Source organism: Pantoea sp. BR_17 (assembly GCF_041955125.1).
Lineage (GTDB): Bacteria > Pseudomonadota > Gammaproteobacteria > Enterobacterales > Enterobacteriaceae > Pantoea > Pantoea stewartii.
In genome coordinates this window covers 94390-116845 of the sequence record NZ_JAVAXT010000001.1, presented here as the reverse complement: position 1 = coordinate 116845, position 22456 = coordinate 94390, and the positions used below count along the sequence as shown (strand labels likewise).

Here is a 22456-nt window from a genome sequence, read left to right as displayed (position 1 = left end):
CTGAGGAGCGACGAATGGAATTTGATTACATTATCATTGGAGCCGGATCCGCAGGGAATGTGTTGGCCACCCGACTGACTGAAGACAGTAGCGTGAATGTTCTGCTGCTGGAAGCGGGTGGGCCTGATTATCGTTTCGATTTTCGGACGCAGATGCCCGCGGCCCTGGCGTACCCTTTACAGGGAAAACGGTATAACTGGGCGTATGAAACTGAGCCTGAGCCGTATATGAACAACCGCCGCATGGAGTGTGGTCGGGGTAAAGGCCTGGGCGGTTCTTCGCTGATCAACGGCATGTGTTATATCCGGGGTAACGCGATGGATCTGGACAACTGGGCAAGCATGCCCGGCCTGGAAAACTGGAGCTATCTGGACTGTCTGCCCTACTATCGCAAGTCAGAAACGCGCGATACCGGTGCCAATGACTACCACGGCGGCGATGGTCCGGTCAGCGTGACCACGCCGAAGAAAGGCAACAACGTGCTGTTTGAAGCAATGATTCAGGCAGGCGTTCAGGCCGGCTATCCGCGCACAGATGACCTGAATGGTTATCAGCAGGAAGGCTTTGGGCCTATGGACCGCTTCGTCACGCCAGAAGGCCGACGTTCCAGCACCGCGCGCGGTTATCTTGACCAGGCGAAACGCCGACCGAACCTGAAAATCGTGACCCATGCCACCACTGACCGTATTTTGTTTGAAGGCAAGCGTGCAATTGGCGTGGAATATATGATCGGTGACAGTAATACGCTGCACACCGTTCATGCGCGACGCGAAGTGCTGCTGTGTGCGGGTGCCATTGCTTCGCCACAAATCTTACAGCGCTCGGGTGTGGGATCGTCCGAACTGTTACAGCAGTTTGACATCCCGGTCGTCCATGACCTGCCGGGCGTAGGTGAGAACCTGCAGGATCACCTTGAAATGTACCTGCAGTATGAATGCAAGGAGCCCGTCTCTCTGTATCCCGCACTGAAGTGGTGGAATCAGCCGAAGATCGGCGCAGAGTGGCTGTTTAACGGCACGGGCGTGGGTGCCAGTAACCAGTTCGAAGCGGGTGGCTTTATTCGCAGCCGTGAAGAGTTTACCTGGCCGAATATTCAGTACCACTTCCTGCCGGTAGCGATTAACTACAACGGCTCGAATGCGGTCGATGCGCACGGTTTTCAGTGTCACGTGGGCTCAATGCGTTCACCCAGCCGCGGACATGTGCGCCTGAAGTCCCGCGATCCGCGTCGCCATCCCGCAATTCTGTTCAACTATATGTCGCATGAACAGGACTGGCATGAGTTCCGTGATGCGATTCGTATCACACGTGAAATCATCAATCAGCCCGCGCTGGATAAATACCGTGGCCGTGAGATCAGCCCGGGCATTGAATGCCAGACGGACGAGGAGCTGGATGAATTCGTGCGTAACCATGGCGAAACGGCTTACCATCCTTGCGGAACCTGTAAGATGGGTAATGACGAGATGGCGGTGGTTGATGGCGAAGGCCGCGTACATGGACTGGAAGGTTTGCGCGTGGTCGATGCCTCCATAATGCCCTTAATTATTACGGGCAACCTGAATGCGACCACCATCATGATCGGTGAAAAAATCGCCGACTGCATCCGTGGTCGTCAACCGCTGCCGCGCAGTACCGCAGACTACTATGTTGCAGGCGATGCACCAGTGCGTAAGGCACCTGAGCGGTCAACCTGATCGCCTCCCTGACCTTAAGCCGGACAACTGTCCGGCTTATTTCTTTTTTCTGCACTTATCACCTGCATTAATCAGAATAATAGTAAGCGTCTCATCCAGACCGTCTTTTATTTTTGCCCGTGTTTTCTACCATGGACACTTTCACGAACATGGACACTACCGTGGACAGAAACACGCCTTACATCAGCAGACCCTGGATCACTACTGCACTCAGTCTGCGTTTTAACGACGCCCTGGCTTACCGTGAAATCGCTGAGCAACTGAACATCAGTACTTCCGCCACGCATAAAATGTTCAAGCGTTTCCGCCGCACGGGTATTAACTGGCCATTGCCGCTGGAATACACGCCCGAGCGCCTGGAAGAGGAACTGTACGCTTTCAATCTTGAAACAAACCTGCCTGTCAAAAAACGCCGCCCGGAATGGCCACTGGAGTTCAAAATTCGCATGGCGGAGCTGAGCATACAGCCGGGGGCCTGCGTGGCAGAACTGGCGCGGGAACATGGCGTTAACGATAATCTGGTGTTTAACTGGCGTAACCTTCATCGACAGGGACTGCTGGACCCTGCCAGCAGAGCCACCCTCATTCCGGTCACAGTGGAGCCTCTGTCGCCGCCATCCAGGCACAACGGGGCCGTATCGGCAGACCTGACACCGGTCATCAGTTGCAAGCTGACACTGCCGGGCGGCAGCCTGAGCCTGACCGGGCCATTGACCCCAGAGCTTCTACGCGTACTGGTCAGCGAACTCAGGGAGGGTGAGTCATGATCAACTTTCCGGTTGGCTCGCGCATCTGGCTGGTCGCCGGAGTGACGGATATGCGCTGCAGCTTCAACGGGCTGGCGGCGAAAGTGCAGAACACGCTACGCACGAACCCGTTCAGCGGTCATCTGTTTATCTTTCGGGGCCGACGGGGCGACCTGATAAAGGTGCTGTGGGCCGACCGGGACGGCCTGTGCCTGTTCACAAAACGCCTGGAGCGCGGGCGCTTCGTCTGGCCCGAGACCCGCGGCGGTAAAGTCCACTTGACGCCGGCGCAGCTGAGCATGCTGCTGGAGGGTATTAACTGGAAACATCCGCAGCGGACGGAACGCCCTGGTCTGCGGATATAACCTGCTGTAAAGTGGAGGCATGGACACCTCATACCCTGATGAAAATGCCCGCCTCAGGGCTCTGCTGCAGGAACAGCAGACCACCATCCGCAAAATGGCGGAGTATAACCGCCTGCTCTTGCAGCGGGTGGCTGCGTACGCCAGCGAAATCAACCGTCTGAAGGCGCTGGTCGCTAGGCTGCAGCGCATGCAGTTCGGCAAAAGCTCCGAAAAGCTGCGGGATAAAACGCAGCGTCAGGTGCGCGAGGCTGAGGAGCGCATCAGCGCCCTGCAGGAGGAAATGGCGGAGGTCCTGGGTGAGCAACATGACCCGGCACTCCCGCAGCCGCTGCGCCATACTTCCGCCCGTAAACCACTGCCGGCCTCACTTCCCCGCGAAACCCGCATTCTGCCGCCCGCCGAAATCGCCTGTCCGGCGTGCGGCGGCAACCTCATAGCGTTGGGCTGCGACGTGTCGGAGCAACTGGAGCTCATCAGTAGCGCTTTTAAGGTTATTGAAACGCAGCGTCCGAAGCTGGCCTGCTGTCAGTGCGACAATATCGTTCAGACCCCGATGTCCTCAAAACCCATAGAGCGCAGCTATGCAGGTCCCGGTCTGCTGGCACGCATCGTTACGGCGAAGTTCGCCGAGCACACGCCGCACTACCGCCAGTCGGAAATATACCGTCGCCAGGGCGTGGAGCTGAGCCGTGTCACGCTAGGGCGCTGGTCCGGTGCGGTCAGCGAGCTTCTGGAGCCGCTGTACGACCTGCTGCGGCAGTGCGTGCTGATGCCGGGTAAGGTGCATACAGACGATATCCCTGTGCCAGTGCAGGAGCCGGGCAGCGGTAAAACCCGCACGGCCCGCCTGTGGGTCTACGTCCGGGATGACCGCAACGCGGGTTCACAGCTCCCGCCTGCGGTATGGTTCGCATACTCACCGGACCGGAAAGGCGTTCATCCACAACAGCACCTTGCCGGGTACAGCGGTGTCCTGCAGGCGGACGCGTACGGTGGCTACAACGCACTGTATGAAGACGGTCGCATAACGGAAGCGGCCTGCATGGCCCATGCCCGGCGAAAAATCCACGACGTTCACGTCCGTACCCCGACCGATATCACAACCGAAGCGCTGAGGCGCATCGGTGAGCTGTATGCCATCGAGGCGGAGATACGCGGCAGTCCGTAAAGCGCAGAGCGTCCCGCTGATGCAGTCGCTGTACGACTGGATACAGGTACAGATGAAGGTGCTGTCGCGCCACTCTGATACGGCGAAGGCGTTCGCGTACGTGCTGAAACAGTGGGACGCGCTGAACCTGTACTGCAGCAACGGTTGGGCCGAGATAGACAACAACATCGCGGAAAACGCGCTGCGCGGCGTTGCCCTGGGCCGGAAAAACTGGCTGTTCGTCGGTTCAGATGAGGGCGGAGAGCGTGCTGCTGTACTGTACTCACTGATCGGCACGTGCCGGCTTAACGGCGTGGAGCCGGAAGCATGGCTGCGTTACGTCATCGGTCATATCCAGGACTGGCCGGTAAACAGGGTGCGTGATTTGCTGCCGTGGAAAGTTGATCTCGCATCTGCTGTATTAGCTCAGAGTTGACCTTAAAACTCTATAGCATGCTTCGAGTAGAGTTCATCAATGGCTCCAGGCCATCCGGGCTGGATGGTCATCAGCATGACAGAAAGTGGTGTGTGCATTAACATCACCGGGGCGGCGCAAACACCTGCGGTTGCCTTATCTGTCGATATCCAAACTGATCTTATCGTACCTGACCTTTGCCGCTGATGCGATTGGTGGTTTGAGACAATGGTCCGGAGAGACAATGCCGTGCCACACGCATTTTTTTGCAAAGAATTCCCGGTAGCAACCTTCCGGAAACTCAGCTATTAACGTCCTCGATCGCGTTTCAGGACGCATTAACCGGGCGTTCGTGACCACAATGCGTCTCTGTTTACTTACCGGAGATCGTTATGTTACGGCCCCTTTTTTGCTTTCTTTTTTCTCTTGTCTTTAGCATCACATCGTATGCCAACACGGCTTTTCGGCAGCTAAATATCCACGAGGATAATTCCCGTCCTCTCGATATCGCTATCTGGTACCCCACAGTGGCAACCGGCTCGCCGGAAAAAATAGGTGACAATATAGCCTTTTACGGCACCTCTGTGCTGCGCGACGCTGCACCGGAAGCGGGCGAGCATCCGTTACTACTGCTTTCTCACGGCTATGGTGGCAACTGGCGCAATCTGAACTGGCTGGCAACGGAAATGGCGGCTCAGGGGTATATTGTGGCGGCGGTCGACCATCCCGGCACGACAACACTTAACAAACGGCCGCAGGATGCGAAGGAACTCTGGCGCCGGCCGCAGGATCTCCGACGGGCGATGGTGAAAATTATCTCAACTCCCTCTCTTGCCGGAAAAGTTGATACGCAGAGAATCGCTGCCGCCGGACACTCTCTCGGCGGCTGGACGGTGCTTGAACTGGCTGGGGCACGCTTTGACTCCGCACGCTTTCAGAATGATTGCCGGGCACACGTCAGGCTGGCTGGCTGCAAGTTAATACAGACGCTGGGTATCGATGAAGCTGACGGGCGGCTGAACGCAGACGAAGGTGAGCCGGCAATCAAAGCGGTTGTCTCACTCGATCTGGGGCTGGCCCGTGGATTCACGCCAGAATCACTTTCTCAGATTGCAGTACCGGTGTTGATTATGGCGGCTCAGGCGGACAGTGATGAGCTACCCGCCAGGCTGGAATCGGGCTACCTGGCTCAGTATATCCCTGCCGCAGTAAGGCGGATAGTAAATGTCGAAGGGGCCACGCACTTTAGTTTTATGCAGCAGTGTAAACCGGGTGCGATGGCATTAATCGCAGAAAAAGAACCGGGCGATGAGATTGTCTGCCAGGATGGCGGCTCCCGGAGTCGCGCTGCGATTCACCGTCAGCTCGCCCTGGATATCAGCGCCTTCCTCAATCAGGCTCTCGAGTTTCAGCCGTGGCCCGGCGGTAATCCGTCGGAGTCACACCGCTGATACGAAGAAACTCGCGATGAAAGTTTGATTTGGTAGCAAAACCGGCCTCCAGCATCACTTCCGTTACCGGCAGGTCTGTATTCCGTAGAAGCTGCTGTGCATAGTCAATGCGCAAGCCGTTAATCCACTGCGAGACATTGCAGCCGCACGTCAGGTTCACCGCTTTTGAAATCTGGCGGGCGGGGACCCCGGTTTTTCTTGCCAGCGTATTCAATGTCAGGTCGGGATTCAGATACAGATTCTGCTCACTTATCAGCGCGTTGACCCGCTGATAAGTCGGGACAAATGCTTCACTATTGTTCTCTTTACGCTCTTCGGGTGGCAATACAGATTCCCCGGCCGGAAATGACGGACGGCCGCTACCGACAATGGCAAAACAGACAAATGGCAACAGAATAGCCTGCGAGGTTGCGACCAGCTGCGGTGCCTGCTGGCCCTGACAAAAATGGAAGTTGAGTGCGATGGTCAGATCGGTCAGTCCGGAAAAACAGAGAAAGCATCCTGCGATAAAAGCAAGTGATGAGGTTGAAGTGCTGTCGCTAAGTCGTCTGAAAATGAACGTATCGCTTCCCGACAGCGCCGTTCGAATCAGGGCACAACCATAGCCGATATAGAGCAGCATCAGTACTACATCCGTGGTTGCCGGAGCAGTAAGGTTCAGCACCAGAGCGAGTGTCGGCGGTCCCACAAAAGTGGCGACTTTTTGCTGTAAGCGCTGTCCTGTAACGCAGGCAAAGCAGTGCCAGGCAAGCGGTGGCAGGGTGATCGCGATGACAGACTGCAGCTGGCGCAGCAGAATAAGATCGAACTGCCAGCGCAGGGCTGACATCATGACCAGCAGCGAACAGCCCGCAATAAAGGTAGCGCTGTTGCGATAGCCTGTGGGGCGTTGCCGGCAAACCTTCAACAGTAAAATAAGTAAAATAGACAGGGTGAACCAGGGAAAGGGAATGGCCAGCATGTGATACCTGTACGCAAAGCATTTATATCAAGGAATATGTTGTGCCATAAACAGGCACAAAAAAACACTACCAGGCATATAAATCGTCAACAATTCAACATGTCCCCCTCTTTCTACGCTTTCCAGACTTATGAATTCGTCATTTTGAATAACGTAAGAATCTGTGTGCTCCCCCCAGCCTGAAATTAATATCCAAAACAGTGCATCAGCTTAAGTCTGAGAAAACACATATCTGCGTATGTATATATACGGTCTAAATGTGACGCTTACGAATAATAAGCATGATTGCTCTGATTTATGTCAATTCAACTTACAATATCGCGCTGTGCTTTTAACGCCAGTAGTGGTATAAAGTGTGGGTGTTTATTACCGGAGGCTTTACCCGTCCACTGAAGAGAAGCAATAACGTGGATGCATTGTGAAATTATGAGCAGGATGTTCATTCCCCGTTTTACCGCCCTTTCGTTCCTCGCATTACTCAGCGTTAACGCCCTCGATCAGCACTGGCGCAGCGCGCTTTAGTCCCCTTTCCGCTCGTTTATTCCTTTCTGCCGTGGCATCACGGTGGGTTAATTACGACGCTAGTTGTGGAGAAAAAACCATGCGCGCATGGGGATTATTAGCACTCGCTATTGTTGCGGAAATCATGGGTACCCTGACCATGAAATGGTCCAGCCTGAATCAAAGCCAGAGCGGCTATCTGATTATGCTGGGCATGATTGCCTGTTCGTATATCTTCCTGAGTTTTGCCATCAAACGTATCGCACTGGGGGTCGCTTATGCCCTCTGGGAAGGTATGGGCATTATGCTGATCACGCTGTTTAGCGTGCATCTGTTTGATGAAACCGTATCGCCGCTGAAAATCTGCGGTCTGGTCACCTTGATTGTCGGCATTCTGCTGATGAAAACCGGCAGCAAGAAGGAGGCCGATCATGACCCTGCCTGATCTGATTCATTTTGCCTGGCTGGCACTGGCTGTCCTGCTGGAAATTGCCGCCAATATCATGCTCAAGTACAGCAACGGTTTTAAAAAGCCCCTGCCCGGCATCGCGTCGTTGGGCTGTGTGCTGCTGGCATTCAGTGCGCTGTCGCAGGCCGTGAAAGGTATCGATCTTTCCGTGGCTTACGCGCTCTGGGGCGGGTTTGGTCTCGTCGCCACCGTTGCTGCAGGCGGCATTCTCTTTGGTCAGCGCCTGAACCGCAAAGGCTGGGCGGGCCTGGCTCTGCTGTTGCTGGGCATGGTTATACTGAAACTGGCCTGAGAACAGGGGACGCAGACGTCCCCTTTCCGCCCTTTACCCGTACGTCTGCAATGCCGTCCTGCCCTGCTGTTTATGAAAATACGTCCCTCTTATCCCCAGTGGCAGGCACGTCTGAGAAAGGGATTGACCTTTGCCATCGACAGTCACTTCTGAGCCACTCAAAGGTGTGTGTATTATCACGCAGATCGATTATTCATCATAATGTCAGAATCCTCTTACTTTTATCATTGCAGGTGGACTTGATCCGACTGTTAGGGCTTAGTGATGCCTTTGGATCCAGTATAAATAATTGATTAACGAGGTTTTACCATGTCTGCAACGCGAGGATGGTCCACGGAACTGGAAGGGTTACGGGGGATTGCTTCTCTTTGGGTACTGCTGGGACACATAAGCTTGCTTATCCATTGCCATATCACTCTACTCTCTTCTCCGGGGATTGGTGTGGATCTGTTTATCCTGCTTTCGGGCTACCTGATGGCAAAAAACTATGTCGAACGTCAGGAAAAAGAGCCGTGGCAAAGCCCGGAAACCATCAAGAAATTCTGGCTACGGCGTTTTTTTCGCATCGCCCCGCTTTACTATCTGCTGCTGGCGGTCGCGCTCATCTCTGGCCCCTGGTTTGGCGAGATGCGCGACACGATCGCACACGTTTATTCGGGCACAGCGACCGATGCCTCGCGCTATGCCGATCAGTCACTCATGAATGTCGTGACGCATTTCTCTTTCCTGTTTGGCGTACTGCCCGCCTATGGCTTTAACACCACGCTGCCCGACTGGAGTATCGGGCTGGAAATGCAGTTTTATCTGCTGTTTCCCTTTATCATGCTGGCGGTTATGCGCTTCGGTTATGCTCCGGCATTGCTGTGCATCATGGCGCTGAGCTGTGCCGGCCGTTATCTGCTGCCTGACTATTACGAAGCTTTTGAAATGCCGTCCATGATTCTGATTAAACTTAATATGTTTATTTCGGGCATGCTGCTGGCGGAGGCCGTACGGCGCAAGTCCCTACTCTATGTGGTCTTTGCCCTTGCTGGCCCGGTGGTCAGTGTGTTTATCGGGTTAGGCGCGATCAAACTTCAGGTGGTGATGGAAGCCTTGATGATTATCGGCATGGCGGCGGTGCTGTGGCAGTATCAGGAAAACAGTCTGATGGCGCGCCTCATTCAGCTTCCACGTAAGGTGTTAAACAACCGCCTGAGTACATGGCTGGGCGATGTCTCTTTTTCCGTGTATTTGCTGCATCTGTTGATTGTGATTCCGGCTATCGCGCTGTTGCTGAAACAAACGGATATTGCTTACCAGAGTGATGTCACGCGTTTCCTGATTGTCTGTGCCGTATCTCTGCCGCTGACGTATGGCCTGGCCTCTTTGCTGTACCAGTATGTTGAGAAACCGGGCATCAGACTGGGCAAAAAAGTGCTGGCTCCCAAACCTGCCCTGTAATACCAATATGGCTCGCCAGGGCGAGCCATTTTTATCCTCACATCATAATGCGTTGCCTACATCATGCTGCTTTTCCCTCACATGCTCATCCGGTGATTCCGGCGTATCGGCAAGGCTACTGTACGTTTTCAGTCCGACGAGATGCGTCGGATCGTGCCTGCTGTGTACCAGGCTTTGTGCGGCAGAACCAAACGAGACAATCAAAAACATCCAGGCCACTGCTAATGATTTCCGCATTGTGCTATCCCATGCTGTGAATGGAGTCGCTATGGTGAAGAAATCAGGGTAAGGGAGTGTCTGATAAACTTAAAATTTTCGTCAATATTGTTACCTGCCTCACATATTTTCAGTCACCCAGGGGACACACATGACGGTCGCGGCCCTGTGCGGGCTCGGGATAATCGCCCCTCACACTTCAGCAAAAAGACAGGCGCGTCCCCCTTACGCATCGCAAAAACGTGCTGAGCTTAACGTTTTTCGGGTCCGGATTCGGCCCAGGCTGTACGGCGCATCAGGGTTAGGGAGGAATCACCACTTATATTTACCTATCATCCCAAAAACACATCCTTTCGCGATGTAATACATAAAGAAATTCTTTGTTTTTCATCATTCATCCCCCTGTTTCACAATGAAATCCTTTTATATGACCATTTATTGATTAAGATCATTTTCAATGGTGCGAAATAAAATATTAACGATATTTATGTAAATTTTGCATTTTCCATTAATTATTTATGCTTCTGATGCCGATAGAGAACGAAACCGCTCCTTATCAGGAATCTTATTATGAAAATCTCTACACGGCTTGCGACGGGTTTCGGCCTGCTCATTCTCCTTTTGATCCTCTGTACTGCCGTTTCTCTGACCTCCCTGCATCATGCCAAAACGGGCATGGACGATGTCGTGAACAGCAAAATGCGAAAATACCAACTTATTCTGGATATGCGTGGCGGACTGCGCGATCTGGCGATAGCCGTGCGAAATCTGGCCCTGCTCACCGACGACAAAGAAATGCAGCCAGAGTTACAACGCCTTAATACGCAGAAAGCATTGTTCATTCAAAACCGCGAGACGCTTGAAACCATGATGCAGACTCAGTCTACAGCGGAAGAACAGGCTGCCTTGAGTCATATCAGGGAACTTGAAGCACCGATGATGGCGTCCTTCGTGACGGCCGGGCAACTGGGACTAAAAAATGAGCAAACAGAAGCGACGCGCTATCTCATGACGACCCTGCGTCCACTGCAACGCAATATGCTGGATGCGCTTAATAAAACCACCGATATTCTGATGCATAGCAGCCGTAACGCCGTAGAAGTTAACAGCCAGTCCACCAGCCGGGCGTCGGTAACGCTGGTGCTGCTAGCCGTGCTTTCTGTCCTGTTCTCGGTAGCAACCGGCTATGTGATTACGCGTGTGCTGATGCGTCAACTGGGCGGTGAGCCCGCCCAGGCGCAGGCGCTGGCCGCTGCAATTGCGGCGGGTGACCTGACATCCAGCGTTTCGCTGCGTCGCCATGACACCACCAGCCTGCTTGCGTCCCTGGATGGTATGCAGGCGAAGCTGCGCGGGCTGGTCTCAGAAATTAAACAAACGTCGGGCAATGTTGCCCTGGCGGCAGAGGAAATCGCCCAGGGAAATACCGAACTCTCCTCGCGTACTGAACAGCAGGCTGCTGCCTTGCAGGAAACGGCGGCCAGCATGGAGCAGTTAACTGCGACGGTAAAAAGTAATACCGCCGGTGCTCAAACTACGGCCTCAACGGCGCGTGAAACGGCAGAGCTGGCCCGCAGCGGTGAGAGTGATGTCCACCGGATGTCAGAAACCATGAACGATATTTCCCTGAGCGCCGCCAAAATTCGCGATATCACCGGCGTGATAGAAGGCATTGCTTTTCAGACCAATATTCTTGCGCTGAATGCCGCCGTTGAAGCCGCGCGGGCGGGTGAACAGGGACGCGGGTTTGCGGTCGTGGCAGGCGAAGTCCGCACGCTGGCCCAGCGCAGCGCCACTGCCGCAAAAGAGATAAAATCTCTGATTGAGCAGGCGGTGGAGCAAGTGGGAAGCGGCGTCAAAGTGGCCAACGGCACGGGTGAAAGTATCCTGAAAATTGTCAGCATGGTGGGCGACCTCGCGAGTGCGATGGATGAAATTTCCCTTGCCTCCGCCGAACAGATGCAGGGCATTTCACAGGTCAGCGTCGCGGTGAGTCAGATGGACAGCGTAACGCAGAATAACGCGGCACTGGTGGAAGAATCGTCTTCGGCTTCACAATCTCTGTCCGAGCAGGCCCATGCGCTGCGCGGCATGGTAGAAGCCTTCCGCGTGTAACGCACGCCATTGCGCCACGTCATCGCAGGTAAGGTATGACGTGGCACGACGTTATTTTACTTTCTCGACTGACGGGGACGAGGCCAGAACAAGGCGGCCTGCCCCCAGTCCGCTTCGTGTTCTTCTGACTGCCAGACTTCACCCTCGTAGATGGTGAAGGTCTCACCCTGTTTATTGACGCGCGGGCCACTATAACCTGTGGCGGTGCCATTGCGCCTCACGCTGTCCAGCAAACGCTGCCGCTCCGCCCTGTCGGCAGGCCCGGCGCTGAGCCGTGAGGGCAGTTGCAGCATCTCCGCCAGGCTGTAGTGAAAACAATCCAGCGCACAGCGGTTGGCATAGACAAAAACCGGATCGGCCTCACGGTTATGCGCGAGAATACTGTACGGCGCATCCTCGTGGAGCCAGCGGTAACGATCGGCTACGTGCTCAGGACAGTATAACCCGCTGCCGGTCAGCATCCGGTAGCGGTCATCAATGCGTTTCAGTAAGGCGATTTGCTGTTCAGACGACATGCTTCTCTCCGTAACGAAAATCAGAATGCGAAACGCTAATGTGGCGGGATTACAGGGGGAGATCAAGGGCGGGAAGATGACAGTGCCTGGTGCGTTCCGGCTTATTGGCGACCGGGATAGATATTAAGACGCGTCGGGTATAAAAAAAGACCGAACACTATTCCAGGTATTCGGTCCAGGGAAAGGGCTCTCAAGGAGCCGTGCGCTAAAAGTTGGCATTCGTTCAGGCTTTCGCCTTGCCTGTAAAGCGTAGGCCAAGACAGGAGATTTTCCAGCCAGCGCAGCGGCGCTGTGCAAAAAACCGACAGGTTTGTGATCGGCTAAACAATTTTGCCGACAACCCTGCTGTATCGCGTGTTATTTCGCGCACAGCGCCTGAGCACGATCGACGATGGGCTGCAGACTCATCATCTGACCCGGATGGGCTTTATCCGGGGCCTGAATCACGCTGATCGGCTGCGCTTTAACCTGACCGGCCTTGAACTGCGCATCCGCTTTGTCGTTGAGGGGATACTGCATCAGCGTGCTGGGGTTAATCGCAAACAGCGCGCCGTCTTTCTCGCAGGTTAACATCACCTCTTCCCGGTTAAAGGGCCACTTCTCTTTGCCAATTTCGAAGCGGCTGACGGTGATAATTTGTGCCGCCAGCGCCTGGCCAGCCAGTGTGAATAACAGCAATGCAGGGATCGCTTTTTTCAGCAACATAACGTTCCTTTCTTGAATGTCGGTCATTTCAGGTTGGCGACAGCGTAGCAAACACACTCACCAACCCCACTACGCCGCATGCCAGCACAATTTCCAGCTGAGTCATGCGAATAAACTGCTGCTGTGCGCCCAGGCCAGCGACATGAAAACGCGGAACTAATCGGTAGCGGTTCCAGAGCGCAATCATCACCATAAGGCCCACCAGCGCGACTTTACAGAGCAACAGTACAACATAACGGTTAAGCGACCAGTCACCCGGCCAGCCTGCAATCAGCAGGCTGTTTACCAGTCCGGTGACCAGCGTCAGGGCCACAGCCAGATGCCCGTAGCGGGAAAAACGCATCATCGTGCGGATTGCGGTGGTTCGGAAGGCAATGTTCCGTGCCATCTGCATCAACACCAGTAACGGCACCAGGCCACCCGTCCAAAAAGATGCGGCGATCAGATGTACAACGTGATTACCTTGTTGCGCGATGCCAGCTAACCCCTCCCGCATCGCGGCATGGCCGATGAGCGCCAGACAACCACACTGTAGCAGACTGGTCAGCCACCCGATCCACTGCCGCTGCGGGTCACGCATCAGGATAGCGGCTACGCTGCACAACGAAAAGAGGAGTTGCCATTGCCACACCGCGCCCCAGTGTGTAGACAGCACCGCCATCCATACGTCCGGCACGGCCAGGTTGTGCCAGTCGCCACTCATCAATGCCGTCTGCGCGGCCAGCATACACAGCGCAGTCAGGAGTGCCAGGATTGCACTGCCTGTCATCAGGCGTGACAGGCGCGATATCAGCGCCGCCCGTAACGAAACGGGCGCCAGCAGCGTCGTACAAAAATGGCTGCCGACCAGTACTATAACCGCCGTAAAATGCAGTGCCCGCAGCACCACCCACAGTGTCGTCACAGGATTACTTCACGGTGAACGTATAATTTCCGTTTGTTTTATGCCCGTCCACGGACAGCACATGCCAGTTTACCTGATACGCGCCCTGAGTCAGCGGCTGAGCGAAGTTAACCCGTAACTGGTTATGCCGGGCTTTATCGCGGCTGATCTTGCCCGCAATCGTTTTATGCTGAGCATCCACCACCTCAACGCCGCTGAACGCGGGCTCAACATCTTCCGTAAAATTCAGGGTTATCTGCTGCGGCGCGGGCGATATTTCGGCTTTTGCGGCGGGGACAGAGGACGTAAGATGCGCGTGCGCCAGCGCGAACGGACTAAAAGCCAGTGTCGAGGTCGCAAACGCGATCATTGCGCCATGCGAAAGTAATGTTTTCTTCATAACATCATCCTGTTAACGCCTGGTAAGGCCATAAACGTGGCGCAAGAATACGCCGCTGCAATTTAACTGTCGAGGCCAGCAATGCTATCCTTTACCTTGCGTATGGCGGAGGAAAACATTACTTTTGCGCACGCATATCAGGAGAATATCATGAGTCATAACCTTGCCTTGCTGTCGCAGGAAGAGAAAGACAAAGTCAACGTTGATCTGGCGGCGGCAGGCGTTGCATTTAAAGAACGCTATAACATGCCTGTGGTGGCTGAAATGGTGGCCAGTGAACAACCCGAAGCCCTGCGCGACTGGTTTCGTCAGCGCTTGATGCACTATCGCCAGGCCTCTCTGAATCTGTCCCGCCTGCCCTACGAGCCTAAACAGAAATAATGTTACGTGTCATTGATACAGAAACCTGCGGGCTGCAAGGCGGCGTTGTCGAAGTGGCATCCGTGGATGTGATTGACGGCCAGATCGTCAATCCTATGAGCGATTTGGTTTCACCCGACCGCCCTATCAGCCGCCAGGCGATGGCCGTTCATCGCATCACTGAAGCGATGGTGATGGGTAAGCCGCCGATTGAAGATGCCATTACGCGCTACCACGGCAGTGCATATTATGTCGCGCACAATGCCAGCTTCGACCGCCGGATGTTGCCTGAGATGGCCGGCGACTGGATCTGCACCATGACGCTGGCACGCCAGCTGTGGCCAGGCATCAAATACGGGAATCAGGCGCTGCGGCACAGTCTGAAGCTGGAAGTGACGCCGCCCGCAGATTTACATGCTCACCGCGCACTTTACGACTGCTATGTTACGGCGGCCCTGTTGATCCGCATTATGGACCTGTCTGGCTGGAGCGCCGCTGAAATGAGCCAGCGCTCTCAGCCTGCCGCCCAGCGCGATGATGTACTGCCGTTTGGTAAGTATCGCGGCCAGGCGCTGGCCGTTATTGCCCGCAAAGATCCGGGTTATCTGAAATGGATGCTGGAGAACGTCAAAGATTTGCGCCCGCCATTGCGACAGGCGCTGCGTAAATATCTCAGTCAGCTTCCCTGAGGTCAGGCGGGGGCAGACTCCCCTGGGCCAGTGCAATGATAAAGGTCAGCTCCAGCGCGACGCCTTCGTAGGCTTTATAACGCCCTGACTTGCCACCGTGCCCCGAGTCCATATCGGTACAGAGCAGGAGCAGTGTGTCATCCGTTTTATGTTCACGCAGTTTTGCGACCCATTTCGCCGGTTCCCAGTACTGCACCTGTGAATCGTGCAGGCCTGTGGTAACCAGCAGATGAGGACAGGGCCGGGCGTCAATATTGTCGTACGGGCTGTACTGACGAATAGCGTGGTAATACTTCGCCTCATTTGGGTTGCCCCATTCGTCATACTCGCCCGTAGTCAGCGGAATTGATTCATCAAGCATGGTGGTTAACACATCGACAAACGGCACCTGCGCAACGACGCCGTGATACAGGGTCGGTGCGAGATTAATGACCGCCCCCATCAGCAGTCCGCCCGCACTGCCGCCCATGGCATAAAGCCGGTCCGGGTGCCCGAAACCCCTTGCCACCAGTTCATGGGTAACGTCAATAAAATCGGTAAAACTGTTCATCTTGTTGAGCAGACGACCGCCGTCATACCACTGTTGCCCCAGCTCACCGCCGCCACGCACATGCACAAGTGCATAGACAAAACCGCGATCCAGCAAACTCAGCCGGCTGACGCTGAAGTCCGCATCCATGCTGCTGCCATAGGCACCATAACCGTAAACCAGCATCGGATTCTGTCCCTTCTGATAGTACTTGCGGTTATAGACCAGCGAGACCGGCACTTCGGTGCCGTCAGTCACGGTAATCCAGTGATGTTCGCTTTTGTACTCATCCGGATTGAAGTCTTTGACGCTGCTCTGCTTTAAAATACGGCGTTCACCCGTGTCCATATCCAGTTCGAACAGCGTGGCAGGCGTGGTCATGGAGGAGTAGCCATAGCGCAGTTTACTGGTGCGTGGCGTGGGGTTGTAAGCCAGCCAGGTTACGTACGTAGGATCGTCAAATGCGATACCGCTGGTTTCGCCCGTGTGCCAGTTCATTTGCCGCAGGCTGGTGAGGCCGCGCTGGCGTTCCTCGACAACCAGCCAGTCACGGAAGAGCTGAAAGTCTTCCATCACCACATGGTCACGCGCGGGGATTACGGTTTCCCAACGCGATTCGTCGAGGTAACGCGTGCGGTACAGGCCAAAATTTTTGCCTTCACGGTTTGAGCGTATAAAAAACGTAAAGTCATAGTGGTCGAGGCTGTACTCGTGATCGCGTCGCCGTGGCAGAAAGACCTGTGGAAGGGCATCCGGCAAATCGGCGTCCAGCAGCTGAATTTCACTGGTATTGGTACTGTCCAGTACGATCAGGATGAACTGTTTTGAGGTGGTTTTATGAATGCTGAGGTGAAACGTATCATCCTTTTCTTCATAAACCAGCTGGTCATCGCTTTGTGGCGTGCCCAGTTCATGCCGCCAGAGCTGGTAAGACAGCAACGTTTGCGGATGCTTGCGCACATAGTAGAGCGTGCGTGAATCATTCGCCCAGGCAAAGCTGGAAGAGGCATCATTCAGCACCTCAGGATACCAGCTCCCGTTTTCCAGATTGCGAAAGCGAATGCCGTACTGGCGGCGGGAAAGGAAATCTTCTGCCAGGGCCATGACCTGATTGTCCGGGCTGATATGCAGCGCGCCCATAGTATAAAAATCACTGTGTGAAGCCCGCTGATTGGCATCCAGCAGCAACGTCCATTCATCAGTTTCCTGATAACTGGCAGGCTGCCGGTAATAGGCGGCGTATTCGTTACCACTTTCATAACGGCTTTGGTAGCGGTAGCCATTTTTTACGTAGGGAACGGAATGGTCCTGAGGCGGCAGTCGGTCAATGATCTCGTGGAGAATACGGTTTTGTAATGGCTCCTGTGACGCCATGATTTTCTGACCATAGTTGTTCTCAGCACGCAGGTAGTCCAGCACATCGCTGTTTTCGCGTTTGTCATCACGCAACCAGTAGTAGTTATCGACCCGCGTCTCGCCATGCAGCGACATCTCGTAAGGTATTTTTTTCGCGTCAGGTGCTTTCATATCATCCATCCTGCTGAACATCATCAACATTAAGGGTGGCACTAATGTCTTCAGATGCCAAGTCAGGGATAGTGAGTATGAGCGTGTTCAGGGCCCTGTTACGGGCCCGGACATGAGTTAACTGGCCTTCTGCTGATCAATATCCTGCTGGATACCTTTTCGGACATCCTGCGGAATTTTTAGCGCGTCGCCCAGTGCCGACAGGTAGCTGCGCTCCATAAAATGGTCGACATCAATGGCGGCACAGCTGAGAAAATAGAGTTCCAGTGCTTCTTCTTCATTTTTAACATCCGCCGCCAGCCATTCGGGGTCCAGCGGCCGCTGCATGGCCTGCTGGATCAGTTTCTCCGCATCCTGACCATAGCCTGCCTGATGAATGTTCTGCTCAATCGCCGCACGTTCACGGTCATCAATATGCCCGTCGCTTTTGGCGGCAAACACCAAGGCCGTGACCAGTCGTTCTGCGCGCTGATCAACCGGCGTCTGTAACTCACCAAAACCCGGTTCGTCCTGATGGGTTTCACGCACCCGCTGTTTGTATTTGTTCCACAACACCGCGCCCGCTGCTGCCCCGCCGCCGATGATTAAGGCTTTGCCGCCATATTTAGTTAACAGCTTGCGTGATGATTTACTGGCCACCAGCAATCCCGCCAGGCCACCCAGCGCACCGGGGGCCAGCATCTCACTCAGCCCGCCGCCGGATTTGCCGTCACCGCTCTTTTTTGCCAGTACTGATTGAATCTGTTGCAGCCAGTTATTCATTATTTACTCCCGTTACCATCCAGAAACATCATCATTACCAAAAAGATGTCAGGAAACGTCAGAGCAGGAAAAGTAGCGCAAACGAGATGAAATGTGCGCAAGGGGTGAGAACGCAAACGTTTTCGTTTATACTGCGCGCGAATTTTGACTGGTTGACTGCTTAGGTGAAATGATGACGACTCTCGGAACTGCGCTACGCCCTGCTGCCACGCGCGTCATGCTGTTAGGCTCAGGAGAACTGGGCAAAGAAGTCGCGCTGGAATGTCAGCGTCTGGGTGTGGAAGTGATTGCGGTTGACCGCTACGCCAATGCGCCTGCGATGCATGTAGCGCACCGTAGTCATGTGATAAATATGCTGGACGGCGACGCACTGGCCGCCGTTATTGCCCAGGAGAAACCAGACTTCGTGGTGCCTGAGATTGAAGCCATCGCAACAGAGAAACTGCTGGAGCTGGAGCAGCAAGGTCAGCGCGTCGTGCCCACTGCCCGCGCTGCCCGCCTCACCATGAACCGCGAAGGCATTCGTCGTCTGGCCGCAGAGGAGCTGGCGCTGCCCACTTCAACCTACCGCTTTGCCGACAGCAAAGAAAATTTTGTCGCTGCCGCCGCCGGGATTGGTTTTCCCTGCATCGTCAAACCCGTTATGAGTTCATCCGGCAAAGGCCAGAGTTTTATTCGCGATGCCAGCCAGCTGGATAAGGCCTGGGATTATGCGCAACAAGGCGGTCGCGCCGGGGCGGGACGCGTTATCGTTGAAGGCGTGGTGAAGTTTGATTTTGAAATCACCCTGCTGACCATCAGGGCCGTTGACGGCATTCATTTCTGCGCCCCTATCGGTCATCGCCAGGAAGACGGCGATTACCGTGAGTCATGGCAGCCGCAGCAGATGAGCGCCCTGGCGCTACAGCGTGCCCAGCATATCGCGGAAACCGTGGTCAACGCACTGGGTGGCTATGGATTATTTGGTGTGGAGCTGTTTGTATGCGGCGACGAAGTGGTATTCAGTGAAGTCTCTCCGCGTCCGCACGACACCGGCATGGTGACGCTGATCTCGCAGGATCTGTCAGAATTCGCCCTGCATGTCCGCGCGTTCCTGGGGCTGCCTGTAGGGGCCATTCGCCAGTACGGCCCTTCTGCTTCAGCCGTTATTCTGCCGCAGTTAACCAGCCAGAATGTCCGGTTTGCGAATGTAGAAGCAGCACTGGGGGCGGGTTTGCAGTTGCGCCTGTTTGGCAAGCCCGAAATTGAAGGTCAGCGTCGTTTAGGTGTTGCTCTGGCCTGCGCCGAGACAACGGAAGAGGCTGTTGCGCGCGCGGTAGCCAGTGCGGCTGCCGTCAACGTTCAGGGGTAAGTGAGTGCGGTGAGCCTGCGGGCTCACCGTCTGCCCGTTAGCGGGCCCCCGCGACGGCCTCGCTGGCCAGTTGCGTAATACGCTGCCAGTCCCCTGCTTCCAGCGCCTCGTTCGGCACCAGCCAGGAGCCGCCGATACAAAGTACGCTTTTCAGCGCCAGATAATCACGGTAATTCGCTGGTGAGATACCGCCCGTCGGACAGAAACGCACCTGAGGGAAAGGCCCACCGATGGCCTGTAGCGCTTTTACCCCGCCGTTGGCTTCGGCCGGGAAAAATTTAAACTCTCGCAGACCGTAATCCATGCCGGTCATTAATTCTGACACCGTGCTGATGCCGGGAATAAGCGGAACTGGCCCTTCAACGGCGGCCTTGAGTAAGGACTCGGTGATACCAGGGCTGATTACAAACTGTGCGCCCGCTTCCGTCACTTCCTGGAGCTGCTGTGTGTTCAGCACCGTCCCCGCACCGACAATAGCCTCTGGCACCTGTTTGATAATGGCGCGTAAGGCATCCATCGCAACGGGCGTGCGTAAGGTCACTTCCAGCACCCTGACGCCGCCGGCGACCAGCGCCTGAGCCATGGGAACCGCATGTTCCAGCTTGTTAACCACGATTACCGGCACGACCGGTCCGGTTTTCAGAATCTGTTCTGCACTCGTTTTCCAGTTTTTCATCACTTCCCCTGGTAAATAACATTGTGATCACTGCGCCGAAGCCTTTACAGCGCCAGTCCGGTTAACAGCACGACTACCATACAGGATTCTCCGTTTCACCGTCCATCAACGGATAAAATTTTTAAAACAGCAGTTCATTTTTGAGAGATGGTGCAAAAAAAAGCCCGCATTATGCGGGCTGGGAAGGGATTATTCGAATTCATTCCAGGAACGGCCGTCTCGCGTGATCATCGCGACGGACGCCACCGGTCCCCAGGTGCCGGCCTGATAAGGTTTGGAGGAATCACCATCTGCGGCCCAGGCGTTGATGATGGAGTCAACGTAAGTCCAGGCGGCTTCCACCTCGTCACGGCGCACGAACAGTGCCTGAATGCCGCGCATCGATTCCAGCAGTAAACGCTCGTACGCATCCGCCAGATGAGACTGGTTAAAGGTTTCTGAGTAGCTCAGATCCAGCTTGGTCGTCTGCAGTTTGTGTTTGTGATCCAGACCCGGCACCTTATTCAGGATCTCAATGTCCACCCCTTCATCCGGCTGCAGACGGATGGTCAGTTTGTTCTGCGGTAACTCGGAGTAAGAGTCTTTAAACAGGTTCATCTCCGGGTTTTTGAAGTACACCACGACTTCAGAACACTTGGTCGGCAAACGCTTACCGGTGCGCAGATAGAAGGGCACGCCCGCCCAGCGCCAGTTGTCGATATCGACGCGAATGGCCACAAAGGTTTCCGTAGAGCTGGTTTTGTTGGCGCCCTCTTCTTCCAGGTAGCCGGGGACTTTTTTGCCCTGCACAAAGCCGGCGGTGTACTGACCCCGCACCGTTTTCTCACGGACATTCGTCTGATCGATAGGACGCAGCGAACGCAGCACCTTCACTTTCTCATCGCGTATGCTGTCGGCACTGAGATCGGAAGGCGGAGACATTGCTATCATGGTCAGCACCTGTAACAGGTGGTTCTGGATCATATCGCGCATCTGCCCGGCTTTATCGAAATAACCCCAACGGCCTTCAATACCCACCTCTTCAGCCACGGTAATCTGCACGTGATCGATGGTGCGGTTATCCCAGTTGTTCACGAAGATGGAGTTTGCGAAACGCAGCGCAAGCAGATTCAGAACCGTTTCTTTCCCCAGATAGTGGTCAATACGGAATACCTGACTCTCATCGAAATACTCGCCTACGCTGTCGTTGATTTCTTTTGACGTTTCCAGCGACGTGCCGAGCGGTTTTTCCATCACCACGCGCGCCGGTTTCGCATTGAGCTTGGCCATGCCGAGGCCCTGACAAATGGCCCCGAAGGTGCTGGGCGGCATGGCGAAATAGTTAATCGTGGTGCGGTTTTTCTGATCCAGCATCTTACCCAGTCTTGGGAAATGCGAAGTATCGTTGACATCAAGGTTACAGAAATCGAGACGGTTACTGAGCTTATCCCAGAGCGCTTCGTCAATCTTTTCCTTCATGAAGGTTTCTAACGCCTCACGCACCACTTTGGTGTATTCAGCTTTATCCCACTCTGCACGGCCAACGCCGATAATCCGGGTTTCTTCATGAATCTGACCCGCTTTCTCTAACTGATACAGCGAGGGCAACAGTTTACGACGGGCGAGATCGCCTTTGGCGCCGAAAATTACCAGATCGCATGCCTGGGCTATTTGTGTTACCGCCATTTTCCTCTCCTCGTTGCAGGATAGTCCCGGTGGCGATGCATCCTGAGCACCGGGTCCATGTTGTTATTTACTTTCAGCACAATGTACTTTTTTCCCCAGGCCAGGTAAACCAGCCCGCGGCGTCACCCTACTTACTCTGCGCGTAATTCGCGTCTGTGGTAGGTTGACCCGTGCGCTTTCGCTTATTTTTCTGTGTCAAAAATTGTCTGGCTGCAGCTAGTGCGACGCTGATTATGGCAAAAAAAGGGCCAGCCGACTTATCAGACCTTGCCCCGCGGCTGATTCTACAGGGTCACCCCGGCAGCATTGCCTTTCATCTCAGCATTTATCCATTCTAACAGATATTTACTCCCTATCTGGTCGGGATAATGCGCCGGTGCAACACTTGCCGCTTTGCGCTTTTCGCTGTTTACACCGGCTTCGTGGGCCAAACAACAGACGATGCCTTCCCCACCGGCAAACAAACGACCGCAACACTCTGATCTGTTACGCGCGGCCCGGCTGTAACTACGATACAGATGAACGGGCTGTTCAGCCTGCCGCGTTGTGACACGCAGAATGGCTGCGTCACTTGCG

21 protein-coding genes and 1 pseudogene are annotated in these 22456 nt (G+C 54.7%); 12 read left to right on the top strand and 10 right to left on the bottom strand.

What is annotated here, in order from left to right; translation table 11 throughout:
* The first annotated feature begins 14 nt into the window (after positions 1–14).
* The 5 genes and pseudogenes from betA to RAC60_RS00480 all read left to right on the top strand — a co-directional run bounded on the left by betA (position 15) and on the right by RAC60_RS00480 (position 5821).
* Complete coding sequence (betA, locus tag RAC60_RS00500) at positions 15–1697, top strand: choline dehydrogenase (RefSeq protein WP_033741949.1); 1683 nt, start codon at positions 15–17, stop codon at positions 1695–1697.
* Positions 1698–1858: 161 nt separating this feature from the next.
* Complete coding sequence (gene tnpA, locus RAC60_RS00495) at positions 1859–2464, top strand: IS66-like element accessory protein TnpA (protein WP_375092433.1); 606 nt, start codon at positions 1859–1861, stop codon at positions 2462–2464.
* A complete protein-coding gene (tnpB, locus tag RAC60_RS00490; protein ID WP_039343117.1) occupies positions 2461–2808 on the top strand; it encodes an IS66 family insertion sequence element accessory protein TnpB in 348 nt (115 codons plus the stop codon). The genes tnpA and tnpB overlap by 4 nt, the downstream gene beginning before the upstream one ends.
* 19 nt (positions 2809–2827) lie before the next feature.
* Positions 2828–4391 (top strand): annotated as a pseudogene (locus tag RAC60_RS00485) (IS66 family transposase).
* Positions 4392–4762: 371 nt separating this feature from the next.
* Positions 4763–5821 carry an alpha/beta fold hydrolase gene (locus RAC60_RS00480; protein ID WP_039343124.1) on the top strand — a complete coding sequence of 353 codons (1059 nt, stop codon included), beginning with the start codon at positions 4763–4765 and terminating at the stop codon, positions 5819–5821.
* On the opposite strand, the gene RAC60_RS00475 is transcribed toward RAC60_RS00480, so the two are convergent.
* Positions 5760–6782, bottom strand: coding sequence for an AraC family transcriptional regulator (locus tag RAC60_RS00475; protein WP_039343127.1), 1023 nt, complete (start codon positions 6780–6782; stop codon positions 5760–5762). The two genes, RAC60_RS00480 and RAC60_RS00475, sit on opposite strands and share 62 nt — an antisense overlap.
* A gap of 601 nt (positions 6783–7383) precedes the next feature.
* Here RAC60_RS00475 and mdtJ point away from each other — a divergent pair.
* The 3 genes from mdtJ to RAC60_RS00460 all read left to right on the top strand — a co-directional run bounded on the left by mdtJ (position 7384) and on the right by RAC60_RS00460 (position 9487).
* Entirely contained in the window at positions 7384–7728 is a 345-nt protein-coding gene (gene mdtJ / locus RAC60_RS00470) for a multidrug/spermidine efflux SMR transporter subunit MdtJ (RefSeq protein WP_375092432.1), read from the top strand.
* Positions 7715–8044, top strand: a complete 330-nt coding sequence (gene mdtI, locus RAC60_RS00465) for a multidrug/spermidine efflux SMR transporter subunit MdtI (protein ID WP_375092431.1) — start codon at positions 7715–7717, stop codon at positions 8042–8044. The genes mdtJ and mdtI overlap by 14 nt, the downstream gene beginning before the upstream one ends.
* Positions 8045–8353: 309 nt before the next feature.
* A complete protein-coding gene (locus RAC60_RS00460) occupies positions 8354–9487 on the top strand; it encodes an acyltransferase (RefSeq protein WP_263757919.1) in 1134 nt (377 codons plus the stop codon).
* Positions 9488–9529: 42 nt separating this feature from the next.
* Here the strand turns inward: RAC60_RS00460 and RAC60_RS00455 are convergent, their stop codons facing one another.
* Positions 9530–9724 carry a hypothetical protein gene (locus RAC60_RS00455; protein WP_006120296.1) on the bottom strand — a complete coding sequence of 65 codons (195 nt, stop codon included), beginning with the start codon at positions 9722–9724 and terminating at the stop codon, positions 9530–9532.
* A gap of 549 nt (positions 9725–10273) precedes the next feature.
* On the opposite strand from RAC60_RS00455, the gene RAC60_RS00450 reads away from it, so the two are divergent.
* The gene (locus tag RAC60_RS00450) at positions 10274–11818 is read left to right on the top strand and encodes a methyl-accepting chemotaxis protein (protein WP_375092430.1); all 1545 of its coding nucleotides are present in this window, start codon (positions 10274–10276) and stop codon (positions 11816–11818) included.
* A gap of 56 nt (positions 11819–11874) precedes the next feature.
* Here RAC60_RS00450 and RAC60_RS00445 read toward each other — a convergent pair whose 3' ends face one another.
* From RAC60_RS00445 to copC, 4 genes are all read right to left on the bottom strand, one after another.
* Positions 11875–12333 carry an MEKHLA domain-containing protein gene (locus RAC60_RS00445; protein ID WP_375092429.1) on the bottom strand — a complete coding sequence of 153 codons (459 nt, stop codon included), beginning with the start codon at positions 12331–12333 and terminating at the stop codon, positions 11875–11877.
* Between the two features lie 357 nt (positions 12334–12690).
* Positions 12691–13038, bottom strand: coding sequence for a YebY family protein (locus tag RAC60_RS00440; protein ID WP_006120293.1), 348 nt, complete (start codon positions 13036–13038; stop codon positions 12691–12693).
* A 28-nt stretch (positions 13039–13066) separates the two neighbouring features.
* On the bottom strand, positions 13067–13942 hold the full coding sequence (gene copD, locus RAC60_RS00435; protein ID WP_033741956.1) for a copper homeostasis membrane protein CopD: 876 nt from the start codon (positions 13940–13942) through the stop codon (positions 13067–13069).
* A gap of 4 nt (positions 13943–13946) precedes the next feature.
* On the bottom strand, positions 13947–14321 hold the full coding sequence (gene copC / locus RAC60_RS00430; RefSeq protein WP_033741957.1) for a copper homeostasis periplasmic binding protein CopC: 375 nt from the start codon (positions 14319–14321) through the stop codon (positions 13947–13949).
* Positions 14322–14471: 150 nt separating this feature from the next.
* Between copC and RAC60_RS00425 the strand changes: the two genes are divergently transcribed.
* Both RAC60_RS00425 and exoX read left to right on the top strand, forming a co-directional pair.
* On the top strand, positions 14472–14702 hold the full coding sequence (locus RAC60_RS00425) for a DNA polymerase III subunit theta (protein ID WP_006120290.1): 231 nt from the start codon (positions 14472–14474) through the stop codon (positions 14700–14702).
* A complete protein-coding gene (exoX, locus tag RAC60_RS00420; protein ID WP_033741958.1) occupies positions 14702–15370 on the top strand; it encodes an exodeoxyribonuclease X in 669 nt (222 codons plus the stop codon). Before RAC60_RS00425 ends, exoX begins: the two co-directional genes overlap by 1 nt.
* Here the strand turns inward: exoX and RAC60_RS00415 are convergent.
* The gene (locus tag RAC60_RS00415) at positions 15354–17426 is read right to left on the bottom strand and encodes a prolyl oligopeptidase family serine peptidase (RefSeq protein ID WP_058701796.1); all 2073 of its coding nucleotides are present in this window, start codon (positions 17424–17426) and stop codon (positions 15354–15356) included. The genes exoX and RAC60_RS00415 overlap by 17 nt on opposite strands.
* 117 nt (positions 17427–17543) lie before the next feature.
* On the bottom strand, positions 17544–18188 hold the full coding sequence (locus RAC60_RS00410; RefSeq protein ID WP_205951952.1) for a tellurite resistance TerB family protein: 645 nt from the start codon (positions 18186–18188) through the stop codon (positions 17544–17546).
* A gap of 172 nt (positions 18189–18360) precedes the next feature.
* On the opposite strand from RAC60_RS00410, the gene purT reads away from it, so the two are divergent.
* The gene (gene purT / locus RAC60_RS00405) at positions 18361–19539 is read left to right on the top strand and encodes a formate-dependent phosphoribosylglycinamide formyltransferase (RefSeq protein WP_375092664.1); all 1179 of its coding nucleotides are present in this window, start codon (positions 18361–18363) and stop codon (positions 19537–19539) included.
* 37 nt (positions 19540–19576) lie between these two features.
* On the opposite strand, the gene RAC60_RS00400 is transcribed toward purT, so the two are convergent.
* A complete protein-coding gene (locus RAC60_RS00400) occupies positions 19577–20215 on the bottom strand; it encodes a bifunctional 4-hydroxy-2-oxoglutarate aldolase/2-dehydro-3-deoxy-phosphogluconate aldolase (RefSeq protein WP_033741962.1) in 639 nt (212 codons plus the stop codon).
* Between the two features lie 189 nt (positions 20216–20404).
* Positions 20405–21880 (bottom strand): glucose-6-phosphate dehydrogenase, encoded by a 1476-nt coding sequence (gene zwf, locus RAC60_RS00395; protein WP_006120280.1) that lies wholly within the window; start codon positions 21878–21880, stop codon positions 20405–20407.
* Between the last annotated feature and the right edge of the window lie 576 nt (positions 21881–22456).